The organism is Monashia sp. HAY1-2A (assembly GCF_056755315.1).
Genome location: NZ_JBNDHY010000122.1, coordinates 1 through 13,130 on the forward strand (window position 1 = coordinate 1; position 13,130 = coordinate 13,130).

Genomic DNA, 13,130 nt, shown 5'->3' on the forward strand with positions numbered 1-13,130 from the left:
ACGATCGGGCTGCTCGACAACGTCTACGTGCTCGCGATCGTGTACGGCGCGATGAACCTACCTGTCACGGTGTGGATGATGCGCTCGTTCTTCCTCGAGGTCCCCTTCGAGATCATCGAGGCGGCGCGCGTCGACGGGGCCGGCATGTTCCGCGAGATCGTGCGGATCGTCCTGCCGCTCGTCCTGCCCGGGGTCGCGGCCGCGGCGCTGATCAGCTTCATCTTCGCCTGGAACGAGTACTTCCTCGCCCTGCTGTTGACGAGCTCGGCCGCTCGGACGACGCCGCCCTTCCTCGGCAGCTTCGTCGACGGACGCGGGCAGTTCCTGGCGGTCCTGTCGGCCGCAGCGACGATCGCCGCCCTGCCGGTCATCGTCGCCGGCTGGGTCGCCCAGAAGCAGCTCGTCCGCGGCCTGTCGATGGGAGCGATCAAGTGACCACCACCCTCCGGTCAGAAGGAGCACCTGTGAGGCAAACCTACGGACGAAACCTGAAGGACACGGTCGTCGTCGTCACCGGCGCCGGCGGCGGCATCGGCGGGGCCATCGCCCGGTCGGTCCTCGACAGCGGCGGTCGGGTCGTGGCCGGGGACCTGCGTGCCGACACGGTGAGCCGCCTCTCCGAGGAGTGGGACGAGAGCCGGCTGGTCGTCAGCGTCGGTGACGTCCGCGAGGAGGTCACGGCCGACGCCCTGGTCGCCGCTGGCGTGGAAGCCTTCGGAAGGGTGGACTCCGTGGTCGCGAACGCCGCGATCGGCTTCTACGGCGGAGTGCTCGACTACTCCGCGGACGAAGTGGCGCTGATGGTCGATGTCAACGTCAAGGGCACGATCTGGCTCGCCCGTGCAGCCGTGCGGCAGTTCCGGGACCAGGGCGACGGCGGCGACATCGTCGTCATCGGCTCCGTCGCCGGTCTGCTCATCGGCGGCGGCAGGGAGGCTGTGTATGCCGCCACCAAGGGCGCTCAGATCAACCTCGGCTACGCGCTCGATCGGGAGCTGCGCGCCGAGGGCATCCGGACGACGACCATCGCACCGGCCGGCGTCAACACGCCCTTCGCGGCGGCCGACGGCCGCTTCGGCGACCAGGACCCCGCGCAGGGTCACTTCATGGAGCCCGGTGACATCGCACAGGCGGTGACCTACACCCTGCGGCAGCCCCGCCGGATGCGGACGGAGCTGTGGACCATGTGGAGCCTTTCCGAGAACCACTAGCCCGCAGCGGGCCCGGCTGACCGGCTCCCTCTGCCGTCCACCACCTCGCGTGACACCTCCTCCGACCGAACCGTCCCAAGACACCGCATCCTCGAGACGGTCGGCGAGATCGCCCGGTGCTGGGAGAGGCTTCAGCGGCGGTATTCGCGGTCGGTGACGTCGTCGAGCCACGTGACGACTTCTCCGTCGCCGTCGGCTTCCTGGATGGCGATGTGAGCCATGAACCTGTCGGGTGTGGCGCCGTGCCAGTGCTCCTCGCCGGGTTCGATGTAGACGACGTCGCCGGGGCGCACCTCCTGGACGGGTCCGCCGCGGCGGGCGACGTAGCCGATGCCGTCGGTGATGTACAGCGTCTGGCCGCGGGGGTGGGTGTGCCAGGCGGTGCGGGCGCCCGGGGTGAAGCGGACGTGGGCACAGCCGACGGCGGACTGGCGGTCGGGGTTGCGGATGCCGTCGATGTAGACGGTGCCCGTGAACCAGTCACTGGGTCCGGTGGCGGTCTGACCGCCGCTTTGGGTGAACTTCACGATCGGGTCCTTTCGCGGAGTGGGGGTCGTTCGGTCATCGGGGTCAGGAGTCGAGCCCGCTGAGGTGAGCGGTGAGGTCGCCAGGAAGCTGAGCCAGGCGTGACGTGGCGTGGGCATCGAGGGCGCCGAGGATGACGATGCCGTGGTAGTAGGACTGGTCGCCGTAGTAGAAGACGAGGTCGTTGCCGGGCGCGTAGTACCCGAGGTCACCCACGCTGGGGTCCGCACCGGCGGGTTGGCCGTCCAGGCTGAGTGGGGCCCGGAGCGGTCCTGTCTTCTCGACGCCGCCGTGGTCACGCATCTGCAGGGTCTGCGGGAGCTGGGCCAGCAGGTCGCGGCCGGCGGGAGTGGCGTCGACGGTGGCGGTGAACAGCTCGTCTCCGACTCGGATCTCTATCTGCATGCTGCCCTCCTCGGGGGTGCTGTTGCTGCTGTTGCTGGATTCGCGGGGGCCCCGGACCCGGGTCGTCGTGGCGGTGCCGGCTCGATCCCGGTTCGGTGGGTCGGCGGGCGACTGACCGGCTTCGACGCCGCTGGTTTGGTTGTCGGCGGTGGTGCTGCACCCGGTGAGAACCGCGACGGCCAGGACCGTCGCGGCTCCCAGCAGGCCGGCTGCTCGGCGGGGCATGCGATGGCTGGTCACGGGTGCAGGAGGACCTTGATGGCGCGCCGCTCGTCCATGGCGGTGTAGCCGGCGGCGGCCTCGGCCAGGGGCAGCTCGAGGTCGAAGACCTTGCCCGGGTCGATCTGCCGAGCCCAGATGCGCTCGATGAGGTCGGGCAGGAACCGTCGTACGGGGGCGGGGCCGCCGTGGAGGTGGACTTGGGAGAAGAACAGCTCGTCACCGGGAAGCTCGACGTCGTGGGAGACGCCGACGTAGCCGAGGTGGCCGCCGGGGCGGGTGGCCCGGATGGCCTGCATCATCGACTCCTGGGTGCCGACGGCCTCGATGACCGAGTGCGCACCGAGCCCGCCGGTCAGCTCCTTGACCCGAGCGACGCCGTCGGCGCCGCGTTCCTCGACGATGTCGGTGGCCCCGAACTCGCGGGCCAGGGCCTGCCGAGGGGCGTGGCGGCTCATGGCGATGATGCGCTCGGCCCCGAGCTCGCGGGCGGCGAGGACGCCGAGGAGCCCGACCGCGCCGTCACCGACGACCGCAACGGTCTTGCCGGGTCCGACCTCGGCGGCGACGGCGGCGAACCATCCGGTGCCGAGGACGTCGGACGCCGCCAGCAGGCTGGGGACCAAGTCGTCGGACGGTATGCCGGGGGTGGCGACCAGGGTGCCGTCGGCGTACGGGATGCGGGCCCGTTCGGACTGGGTGCCGATGGTGCCGTGGACGAACTCGGCGTGCGCGCACCGTGACGGGTATCCGGCGCGGCAGATCTCGCAGGTGCCGTCGGAGATGACGAATGACCCGACGACGAAGTCTCCGCGCTTCACGGTCTCGACGGCCGGGCCGACGTCCTCCACGACGCCGACGTACTCGTGGCCCATGGGCAGCCCGTCGGCGGGTTCTGCGCCCCGGTAGGGCCACAGGTCGGACCCGCAGATGCAGGTAGCGGTCAGCCGGATGACGGCGTCGCTCGGTTCGACGATGCGGGGCTCGTCGCGGTCGACGACGCGCACATCGCCGGGACCGTACATCACTACTCCACGCATGATGCTTTCCTCTCGGATTGGTGTCGGTTCGCTGCCCTGGCGGGCGCGCCGGCTCGGTGAAGGGAGGCGCCAGCGGCTTCAGCCGGGTCAGTGGGTGGCTGGTGCCGGTGGCCCCACGCGGTGGGTGGGGTGTGGTCGGCCAAGGAGGTAGGCGGCCGCAGATGCGCCAGCGAGGACCAGGACGATGGCGGCCATCGGGACGGCCGTGTGCTGGCCCCCAAGACCCGCCAGGGGTGCGATGGTGCCGGCCATCACCCATTGCAGGAAGCCGAGCAGCGCCGATCCGGTGCCGGGATGCTCCGGAACCGCAGCGGAGGCAAGGGCGCCCGCATTCGGCCCGACCAGTCCCTGGGCGGTCATGAGGAGGAAGAAGCCCGCCAGCGCGGTCGCGAGGGGCATCGAGAACCACAGGGCCCCGACAGCCAGCACCGCGCCGGCGACACCGGTGGCACCGAGTCCTACCTTGACGAACACGCGGGCCGGGACCCGGTGGGCGTACCGAGCGGCGACCAGCGCCGCAGCCGTCATACCGGCGGCGTTGACGGCGAAGTCGACCGAGTACTGCAACGGGGTGAAACCGTTCATCGACTGCAGCACGTACGCGGAGGTTGCCACGTAGGCGAACGTGGTCCCCATCGAGAACGCGAACACCACGAGGTGCCCGCTGAACACGCGTGAGGAGAGCACCTCCCCGGTGGCGCCGAGGAGACGGCCGAGACCACCTGCGTGGCGTCGTTCGACGGGGAGCGACTCGGGCATCGCGAAGGCCACCGCCGCGAGCATCACGGCCGCCAGGGCAGCAACCAGCCAGAAGGAGACCCGCCAGTGTGACACCGACAGCACCAGCGCCCCCAGAAGGGGCCCGACGACAGGCGCGGTGCCGGCGGCGGCAGCGACCACGTTCATCGCGCGGACCATCCGGGTGCCGTCGGTGAGATCCACGACCACGGAACGGGCGATGACCATGGCCCATCCGCCCGCGAGGCCCTGCACCAGTCGGGTGGCCATCATCACCGGCACGGTCGGGCTGAGCGCGCACAGCACCGAGCCGGCCACGAACGCCGCCAAGGCGATGAGCAGCGGGCGGCGGCGACCCGCCCGATCCGAGAACGGCCCACCCACCAGCTGCCCCAGCGCCATGCCGACGAAGAACGTCGTGAGCGTCAGCTGAACCTGGGTCGCCGACGCCTCAAGGTCGCGCCCGACCAGCGGGAACGCGGGGACGTACGTGTCGGTGGCCAACGGTGCGATCGCCGTGATGAGAACGATGGTCCCCAGCACGGACCCCGTCAGCGTCGCAGCAGTCGTCGGCGCGGACGAGTCCCGGGGACCGGGCGTCGGGCCGACTGCGGCGGAGCTCGGACGCGTGCTGGTGTGGTCCTGCAGAAGTGGCATGCCTCCATGGAACCGGCGCCCGCGGACGCGAAGAAGTCACGCTCGTGAGGTGTACCAGCAGGGCATCCCTCACGAGCTGGCCGGGCGGGTAGCGTCCGAAGGTATGGACAACCGATCGGAGGTGCGCGAGTTCCTGAGCTCCCGACGCGCGAAGCTGACACCCGAGGACGTCGGGCTCCCTGACGTCGGGCAGCGGCGAGTACCCGGGCTGCGCCGGGGCGAGGTCGCGGCCCTGGCCGGGGTCAGCATCGAGTACTACTCGAAGCTCGAACGAGGCGCCCTGGGAGGCGTCAGCGCCTCGGTCCTCGACGCCATCGCTCGCGCCCTGCGCCTGGACGACGCCGAACGCAGCCACCTGTTCAACCTCGCCCAGGCCGCGGACGGGACCAGCGAGATCCTTCGGCCCCGACGTCGCAGCCGGACGTGGACTCCTCGGCCCAGCCTCACATGGGTGCTGGACTGCATCACCGGCGGTCCGGCGCTGGTCCGCAACGGACGCATGGACCTGCTGGCCACCAACCCGCTCGGACGCGCCCTGCACGCCTCCCTGTACGAACGCTCGCGGGGACCCGTCCCGAACTTCGCGTCGTACACGTTCCTCGACGAGGACTCCCACCGCTTCTACCCCGACTGGGACACCGCCGCCGACACCGCGGTTGCCATCCTGCGCACCGAAGCCGGCCGGGACCCCCACGACCGACTCATGCACGACCTCGTGGGAGAGCTCGCCACCCGGAGCGAGGAGTTCCGGCGTCGCTGGTCCAGCCACGACGTGCGCCTCCACGGTGCCGGGACCAAGACGTTCCACCACACGGCCGTTGGGGAGCTCGAGCTCGCCTACGAGAGCGTCGACATGCTCTCCGACCCAGGACTCACCCTCACCATCTACGCCGCCGAACCCGGTTCACGGACCGCGCAGGCACTGGCCCTCCTGGGGTCGTTGGCGGCCTCGGCCACCGTGGTGGACACCGAGGCCCGCAACGCCTGACGCCCTCATGCCGCCTGCCCTGCACGTCCACTCGGCAGCCTCGCAAGCGCGGGACGATGCCACGCTGGGGCGGCGGGCCGTCAGACAGTGAACTCCGTCGTCGTCGCCATGACCATCGCCGGCGCGGCCGACATCGGCCTCGTCGTCTTCTCGGCCGCGCTGCCCTCCGAGGCCGGCTCGAGCATGGAGGCGGCATACGCGGCCCTGGGGACCAACGCCGGCCAGATGGCTGCGACGATCCTCGCCCTTCCGGCCGCGGGTCTGCATCAACCCTGGTCGGCGTCCAGACAGGCGACGTCGTCATGCAGGGCTTCGGCCGCCGACCGATCACGCCCCTGCATCGCCGCCTGCTCGGGGTCATCCCGGCTCTCATCCTCGGCGCGGGTGTCGAACCGACCGATGCGCTCGTCTGGAGCCAGATCGTGCTCTCCTTCGCCCTCCCGGGAACGCTCGCGCCGTTGCTGCTCCTCACGTGCGACCGCCAGGTCATGGTGACCGCGCCGGGCGGCTGGGGGACTGACGGATCGTGCCCCCGACGTGCCATCCGGCATGCCCTTTGGCCGTTGCGACATGGGGCCACTGACGCGTCGGGCGTCGAGGATCTCAGCGGAGAGCCACCGTGAACGGTGCGCCCCGGTGCCAAGGAGTGAACACATGGACCGATACGACCTCTGTCTCATCGGGTTCGGCGGCGTCAACCGCGCGCTCGCCGAGCTCATCGTCGAGCGCGGCGACGACCTGGCGGCCCGGCTCGGGTTCTCGCTGCGCGTCGTGGCCATCACGGACCTGCGAGCCGGCTCCCTCGTCGACCTGGCCGGTATCGACCTCGTGCCGGTGCTGTCCGCCGAGCCTCGTGCCTTGAGCTTCGCGGCTTTCGAGGGCGGGAGTGCGGATCCGCGCAACGAGTGGGTGATCCGGCAGGTCGCGGCGGACATCGTCGTCGAGGCGACCTACACGAACCCCACGGACGGTGAGCCCGCCGTCTCGTATGTGCGCTGGGCCCTCGAGTCGGGCAAGCACGTGTGCACCACCAACAAGGGGCCGGTCGCCCTCGCCGGTTCGGCACTCAAGGCGCTGGCAGCAGAACACGGTCTCGGCTTCGAGTTCGAGGGCTCCGTGCTCAGCGGCACCCCGGTGCTGCGCACCGCCCAGCGCCTGCTCCGCGGACTGGAGATCACCGGGGTCCAGGGCATCATGAACGGCACGTCGAACTACATCCTCGGCCGGCTCGAGGACAACGTCGATCTGCCGGACGCCATCGCGGAGGCCCAAGCGCTGGGCTACGCCGAAGCCGACCCCACCGCAGACATCGAGGGTCACGACGTCCAGCTCAAGGTCATGATCCTGGCCAACGAGGTGCTGGGCGCCCGGCTGCGCCGCGAGGACGTGCCGTGCGAGGGGATCTCGGCGATCACGGCGCACGAGGTGCGGGACGCCGCGTCGAAGGGGCTGCACTGGAAGCTGGTCGGTTCCGCCACCCGCCGGGACGACGGCAGCGTCGAGGCCCGTGTCGCCCCCCTCGCGCTACCGAGCCACCACCCGCTCGCCGGGGTCTGCGGCGCGTCGAACGCCGTCGCCTTCACCACCGACCTGCTCGGCACGGTCACGGTGTCCGGGCCGGGCGCGGGCCGGATCGAGACGGCCTACGCCCTGCTGTCGGACATCATCGCCATCCACCAGCGCCACGCCCATGACACGGCACCCACGCGTCCTGCTCTCGAGGAGACCTTCCATGCCTGACACCATCGCGCCGCCCCTCGCTGACCTCTGCACAGACATGGGGACCGACACGGTGCCCGTGCGCAACCCCTACACCGGCGAGGTCATCGCCGCCGTGCCAACCGTCCATGCCGGCGCCATCGACGGCATCCTGCAGCAGGCAAGGAGCGGCCGCCTCGCCGCGGCTTCGCTGTCCCGCGCCGCACGGGCCTCCATCCTTGAACGCACCTCCCGCCTGGTCGAGGATCGGGCGGAGTCGTTCGCCCGGCTGATCGTCGGCGAGGCCGGCAAGACCATCACCCAGGCCCGGAAGGAGGTCGCGCGCGCGGTCAACACCCTGTCCCTGTCCGCAGCCGAGGCCCGCCGCAACGCCGGCGAGGTGGTCCCCTTCGACGCGTACGAGGGCTCGGAGCGACGGCAGGGCTGGTTCACCCGTGAGCCGCTCGGCATCATCGCGGCGGTCACCCCGTTCAACGACCCCTTGAACCTCGTGGCCCACAAGCTGGGACCGGCGATTGCCGGCGGCAACGCCGTCATCCTCAAGCCGTCCGCCCTGACGCCGCTGTCCGCCGTGCGGTTGGTCGACACCCTGGTCGAGGCCGGCCTGCCCGAGGACGTCGTCACCGTGGTCAACGGCGACGCGGAGGTCGCCGCCGCCGTCGTCTCGGCCCCGGACGTGCGCATGGTGTCCTTCACCGGGGGGTTCAGGACCGGCGAGGCGATCTCTCGCAGTGCCGGGCTGAAGAAGCTGGCCATGGACCTCGGGGGTAACGCCCCGGTCATCGTCATGGCGGACGCCGATCTCGACGAGGCCGTCGCGTCGTGTGTCTCCGGCGCGTTCTGGGCCGCGGGCCAGAACTGCATCGGGACCCAGCGGATCCTCATCGCCCGCGACCTCTACGAGCGGTTCCGCGACGCCTTCGTCGCCCGCACCACGCTACTGCGCATCGGCAACCCGTTGGACGACCTCACCGACGTCGGCCCGATGATCACGCCGGAGGCCGCACTCGCCACCCGGGCGAAGGTCGCGGCGGCGCTGGACCAGGGGGCAACACTCTTGTGCGGCAACGACGTCGACGGCTCGTTGTACACGCCGGCCGTGCTGGAAGGCGTGGCGGCCGACAGCTCGATCTGGCAGGACGAAGCGTTCGCGCCCGTGGTGGTGCTGCAGCCGTTCGAGTCCTTCGAGGACGCGATCGCACAGGCCAATTCGATCGACTACAGCCTCCACGCGGGCATCTTCACCTCCAGCCTGGACCGCGCGTTGGCGGCGGCACGACTGCTGGAAGCCGGTGGCGTCATGATCAACGACTCGTCCGACTACCGGTTTGACGCGATGCCGTTCGGTGGGTTCAAGTACGGCAGCATGGGCCGCGAAGGCGTCCGCTTCGCCTTCGAGGAGATGACCCAGCCGAAGGTCGTGTGCATCAACCGGCTCGGCAACGGGTCCTGACGGTCTTCGGCCAGGTCCCCGGGGTGAGGGCAGACCGTGAACATCGGTCTGTCTGCCCTCACCCCGGCATGCCGACCTCAGCCGAGGCTGAGGTCGGCTGTCAGGACGTAGTAGTCGAGCGGGTGGGGCTTGAAGCCCTTGACGTTGGCCCGCAGGCCCCAGGTGGCTTGCTCGTGCAGGAGGAAGACGCTGGCGGCCTGGGCCTGCAGCCGGGCGGCGATCGCGGCGTACTTCTGGTTGCGGGCGTCCGGGTTCGCGGTCGCGACCGCGTCCTTGATCATCTGGTCGGTCTGCTTGTCGCAGTAGTGGGCCAGGTTGTAGCTGCCGTCGCAGGTCCAGTCCGAGACCAGGTACCCGCCCGGGTCGGCGACGTCGACCAGGTAACCGCGGGAGAACAGCGTGGCCTGGAAGCTGCCATCGAGCCAGCCCGGCTCCATGGCGGCGGACTCGCCGGTCTTGACCTTGACCTTGATCCCGAGCTTGGCCAGCTGTGCCTGGATGACGGCGGCGTCGTCGGGCAGCTCCGGCCGGTCGATGTAGGCCTGCAGCTCGAAGGACAGCGACGTGGGGTCGACGCCGGCCTGCTGCAGCAGCGAGCGCGCCTGGTCCAGGTTGGTCCCGATCGGTTGCGCGTTCGCCGGTGCCCAGTGCGTGTCGGGCGAAAACGGCCCGACCGCGGGCTGGCCGGTGCCCTCGTAGACGCCGTCGATGATCGCCTTGGTGTCGACGGCCTTCTGGATCGCCTGGCGCACCAGCGGGTTGTTGAACGGTGCCTTGGCGTTGTTCAGCAGCATGACGGTGGTGCGCGGCAGCGCCGTGGTGGTGGTGCGCACCTGGTCATCGCCCTTCACGGTGGCCAGGCTCACCGCCGGGATGCCGCGCACGATCTGGGCCTCACCGGTCTGCAGCTGCGTGGCACGCGTGGCGCCCTCGGAGATGAAGCGGACCTCGGCCGAGGCGAGCTTCGGCTTGCCGCCCCAGTAGTTCTGGTTGGCCTCCAGCGACAGCGACTGTGCCGGCACCTCGTTGGTCACGGTGAACGGACCGGTGCAGGTGCCCTTGATGTCGATCTGGGACCCGGTGTAGGCCTGCGGTGCCAGGATGCCCGAGTTCGGGCTGGCGAACCGCAGCGGAACCATCGGGTCCGGCGCAGGGGTCGTGACCTTCACCGTCGATGCGTCCACCGCCGTCACGGCCGAGATGGTCTTCGGGTTGAGCGCCCGGGCCGGGACCTTGGCCTTGAGCACGTGCTCGATCGCGCCCACGACCGCCTGGGCGTCCAACGGGCTGCCGTTCTGGAACTTCACTCCGTCCCGCAAGGTGAACTGCCAGTCCGTCGGGTCGACCTGGGTCCACTTGGTGGCCAGCATCGGTTCGAGGCTGGTGCCGTCGTACCCGTACTTGACCAGCGTCTCCAGACACCCCGCGCGGACGAGCGCGTGGGCGTCGTCGGTTTCGGTCGCCCAGTTCGCCTTCGGCGGGATCTGCTCGTCGTAGACGATACGGTCGCCGCCGGCATTCGCGCCCTGGCTGTCTGGCGTGCCACCCATGCCACATGCCGTGGCGGTCAATCCGACAAGTGCAAGGCCACATGCCCAGCGAAGTCGTCTCATGTCTCGGGTTCCTTCTGCTATGCCGGAGGACCCGGCGCAAATGGTTGTGTCGCGGCACTCCTTGGGCACGATCACGCCGACTGAGAGCACCCTTCCCCAGTGACGTCAGGCTAGGAGCGTGCTCTTGCCGGGTCCACAGGTCAGACGGGGGTTCAGACGATCTGATATCACCGCGCGATGTGCTCCGGCGATCGGTCACGTTGTGACCGTTGCCATCGCAGGACTGTCCGACAGGGCATCCGCGCGGGGGGTCATCTCGTGGGACGTCGATGTGGAGAGGACCCGGGACCTGGCGCGGCAGGAAGTGGTGCACCTCCTGGGGGCTGGCCGCTCATGCGGCCGGCTGGAGCGCTCCGAACCCGGCGCCCGATCACTTCTCGCTGTCAAGCGGTCGGCGAGCGGGTCGAAACCGAGGCCACGTTCCCAGGGCCAGGAGTGCAAACATCGTCAGACTCACCAAGCACATCAGCCTGCCTCGAGCGTGGCAGCCCAGGCACAACCGGGCGGGCCCTCACTTGGGCGGCAGCACGAGCGAGCGCTCGGGAACCTGGTTCAGCACCAAGAGCGTGCGCGTGCCGGCGATGCCGGGGATGCGCGGCCGCAGCTCTTCGGTGATGAAGCGCTGCAGGTGTTCGGCGTCGCGCAGCCTCACGAGCAGCAGGATGTCGAACTCCCCGGCGACGTCTGCAGCGAACTCGACCTCGGGCATCTCCTCGAGCAGCGGTGCGAGTTCCGACCACGGCTTCCAGACGTCCGTCGTCGATCGGAGCAGGATCACAGCGGTGACAGTGAGGCCAACGCTCTTCGGGTTCACCGTCACGGTAAAGGAGTTGATGACGCCCTCCTCCCGCAGTCGAGCCAGACGAGCGTAAGCGGTGGCTCGAGAGACGCCGGCGGCCGTGCTCAGCTCACCGATCGGTGCACGCGCGTCTTCCTTGAGCGCACGCAGCAAGGCGAGGTCGATGCCGTCGATCGGCTGATGCGCTGATCCGGTGTTCTGACGCTGTGCCATGGTCCACCTCATACCGAGTCGTGCGCGAGTCTCGGGCCGAAGCAGCGCCCGAACGGCAGAAGCAAGGCTATACCGCGGTGGACGATCAGCGCCATCGAAGGGCTCGGAGCATCCAAACGCCTCCATACGACGACCGTCGATCGTACGAATACCTCGATCTGCTGCCAGGGTCTGGACTCGTCCTCGGGGCGGCCGTAGCGTCGACCGGTCAGACGTCGCAGTTGACAAGGAGATCTGGGAAGGATGATTCCCGCACCGCCGTCGGGTAGCCGGCCTGTCCCTGAACAGCCCGGTCGAGGTCCAGATGGTCTGTACGGCGGCGTGGGACCGGCAGACAGAAGCGCGCCCACCTCGTTGCGTGGCTGAAGGACGGGGTGCGTGGATTCCAGCCCAGCCGTTCCCGCTGTCTCAAGGAGAGAACGTGCAACCAGTACCACGGGTTCGTCGCGGTGCCCGGTGGTGAGCCGCGTCCGAGCGTCGGCCAGGTGGTGCCCGTGGTGCCCAACCACGTCTGCCCGGTCGTGGCCAGCTTCGAGGAGCTTCTCGTGACCGACACCGACGGGACGATGCTGGAGCGGTGGCCGGTGGCCGCCCGAGGGCTTCTCAGCTGAGGTCCACGCAGCCTGTCCAACCCCGAAGAACTCACCCCCAAACCGTGAGAACCCAACCCCTCCCAACCACAGAACCTCCAGGAGAGAAGCCCGAGATGAGACTCGACAAAGTGACCGCGCTGGTCACCGGCGCCAGCAGCGGGATCGGCGAGGCGGTGAGCTCCCGCTTCCGTCGCGAGGGCGCGCGGCTGCTGCTGACGGGCCGCCGCGAGCAGCTGGCCAGTGCCGGCCCCGATGACGTGTACGTCCCGGGGGACCTCAACGACGAGGCGTTCGTCGCCGGTCTCGCGGCGCGGGCCGGGGAGTCCTTCGGTTCGGTCGACGTGGTGGTCCTCAACCACGGCCTGCAGGCCAGCAGCCCGCTGATGGAGATGGCGTACGCCGACGCAAAGAACGTGCTCCACAGCAACCTGCTCAGCGCGTTCCTCGTCATGAAGCACTTCGCGCCGCTGATGCCCGCCGCCGGGGGCTCGATCGTGTGTGTCAGCTCGCGGCTCGGGGTGGTCGGCATGCCGGACCAGGTGCTGTACTCCGCCGCCAAGGGCGGCCTGATCATGCTCGCCAAGGGCGCGGCGATCGAGTGGGCCCCGCGCAACATCCGGGTCAACGTCGTCGCGCCCGGCCTGACGTCCACGCCGGTCATCGAGGCGGCGATCCAGCGCCGGCCCGACCCCGAGGCGTACCGCCGCGAGCGTGCGTCCCAGATGCCGCTCCAGCGCCTCGCCACCCCTGAGGAGGTGGCCGACGCCATCCTGTTCCTCGCGTCGTCGGAGTCGTCCTACATCACCGGGGCCGTGCTCCCCGTCGACGGCGGGTACACGGCCTTCTAGGCCTTTCAACTGATTCCCGTCCTGCGGGTCGCAGACCATCGACCCATAGAGAAGCGGTGAGCGCTGATGCGCCTGTCTCTTATACACATCTGACGCTGCCGACGACGGA

The 13,130-nt window shown here is 69.8% G+C and carries 14 protein-coding genes; 8 read left to right on the forward strand and 6 right to left on the reverse strand.

The window, feature by feature from the left end; genetic code table 11:
• Together ACPYOM_RS16365 and ACPYOM_RS16370 are read left to right on the forward strand one after the other, a co-directional pair.
• Nucleotides 1-435, forward strand: a 435-nt coding sequence (locus tag ACPYOM_RS16365; RefSeq protein ID WP_481346776.1) for a carbohydrate ABC transporter permease, incomplete at its 5' end; no start/stop codon positions are given.
• 29 nt (nt 436-464) lie between these two features.
• The gene (locus tag ACPYOM_RS16370) at nt 465-1,211 is read left to right on the forward strand and encodes an SDR family oxidoreductase (RefSeq protein WP_481346777.1); all 747 of its coding nucleotides are present in this window, start codon (nt 465-467) and stop codon (nt 1,209-1,211) included.
• 131 nt (nt 1,212-1,342) lie between these two features.
• Here ACPYOM_RS16370 and ACPYOM_RS16375 read toward each other — a convergent pair whose 3' ends face one another.
• The 4 genes from ACPYOM_RS16375 to ACPYOM_RS16390 all read right to left on the reverse strand — a co-directional run bounded on the left by ACPYOM_RS16375 (nt 1,343) and on the right by ACPYOM_RS16390 (nt 4,795).
• Nucleotides 1,343-1,738: a (R)-mandelonitrile lyase gene (locus ACPYOM_RS16375; protein WP_481346778.1), complete on the reverse strand. Its 396-nt coding sequence runs from the start codon at nt 1,736-1,738 to the stop codon at nt 1,343-1,345.
• A gap of 43 nt (nt 1,739-1,781) precedes the next feature.
• On the reverse strand, nt 1,782-2,366 hold the full coding sequence (locus ACPYOM_RS16380; RefSeq protein WP_481346779.1) for a cyclophilin-like fold protein: 585 nt from the start codon (nt 2,364-2,366) through the stop codon (nt 1,782-1,784).
• 11 nt (nt 2,367-2,377) lie between these two features.
• Entirely contained in the window at nt 2,378-3,400 is a 1,023-nt protein-coding gene (locus ACPYOM_RS16385; RefSeq protein ID WP_481346780.1) for a zinc-dependent alcohol dehydrogenase family protein, read from the reverse strand.
• An 87-nt stretch (nt 3,401-3,487) separates the two neighbouring features.
• Nucleotides 3,488-4,795, reverse strand: coding sequence for a multidrug effflux MFS transporter (locus ACPYOM_RS16390; protein WP_481346781.1), 1,308 nt, complete (start codon nt 4,793-4,795; stop codon nt 3,488-3,490).
• A gap of 103 nt (nt 4,796-4,898) precedes the next feature.
• On the opposite strand from ACPYOM_RS16390, the gene ACPYOM_RS16395 reads away from it, so the two are divergent.
• From ACPYOM_RS16395 to ACPYOM_RS16410, 4 genes are all read left to right on the forward strand, one after another.
• Entirely contained in the window at nt 4,899-5,783 is an 885-nt protein-coding gene (locus tag ACPYOM_RS16395) for a helix-turn-helix transcriptional regulator (RefSeq protein ID WP_481346782.1), read from the forward strand.
• Between the two features lie 302 nt (nt 5,784-6,085).
• A complete protein-coding gene (locus ACPYOM_RS16400) occupies nt 6,086-6,406 on the forward strand; it encodes a divalent metal cation transporter (protein ID WP_481343724.1) in 321 nt (106 codons plus the stop codon).
• Nucleotides 6,407-6,437: 31 nt separating this feature from the next.
• Nucleotides 6,438-7,523: a homoserine dehydrogenase gene (locus ACPYOM_RS16405; protein ID WP_481343723.1), complete on the forward strand. Its 1,086-nt coding sequence runs from the start codon at nt 6,438-6,440 to the stop codon at nt 7,521-7,523.
• Complete coding sequence (locus ACPYOM_RS16410) at nt 7,516-8,955, forward strand: aldehyde dehydrogenase family protein (protein ID WP_481346783.1); 1,440 nt, start codon at nt 7,516-7,518, stop codon at nt 8,953-8,955. Before ACPYOM_RS16405 ends, ACPYOM_RS16410 begins: the two co-directional genes overlap by 8 nt.
• Before the next feature lie 77 nt (nt 8,956-9,032).
• Here the strand turns inward: ACPYOM_RS16410 and ACPYOM_RS16415 are convergent, their stop codons facing one another.
• Together ACPYOM_RS16415 and ACPYOM_RS16420 are read right to left on the reverse strand one after the other, a co-directional pair.
• Nucleotides 9,033-10,643, reverse strand: a complete 1,611-nt coding sequence (locus ACPYOM_RS16415) for an ABC transporter substrate-binding protein (RefSeq protein ID WP_481346784.1) — start codon at nt 10,641-10,643, stop codon at nt 9,033-9,035.
• A 436-nt stretch (nt 10,644-11,079) separates the two neighbouring features.
• Nucleotides 11,080-11,580 (reverse strand): Lrp/AsnC family transcriptional regulator, encoded by a 501-nt coding sequence (locus tag ACPYOM_RS16420; protein WP_481343868.1) that lies wholly within the window; start codon nt 11,578-11,580, stop codon nt 11,080-11,082.
• A 374-nt stretch (nt 11,581-11,954) separates the two neighbouring features.
• Here ACPYOM_RS16420 and ACPYOM_RS16425 point away from each other — a divergent pair, with 374 nt between their 5' ends.
• Nucleotides 11,955-12,191: a hypothetical protein gene (locus ACPYOM_RS16425; protein WP_481343869.1), complete on the forward strand. Its 237-nt coding sequence runs from the start codon at nt 11,955-11,957 to the stop codon at nt 12,189-12,191.
• A gap of 95 nt (nt 12,192-12,286) precedes the next feature.
• Nucleotides 12,287-13,021 (forward strand): SDR family NAD(P)-dependent oxidoreductase, encoded by a 735-nt coding sequence (locus tag ACPYOM_RS16430; RefSeq protein ID WP_481343870.1) that lies wholly within the window; start codon nt 12,287-12,289, stop codon nt 13,019-13,021.
• Nucleotides 13,022-13,130 lie beyond the last annotated feature (109 nt).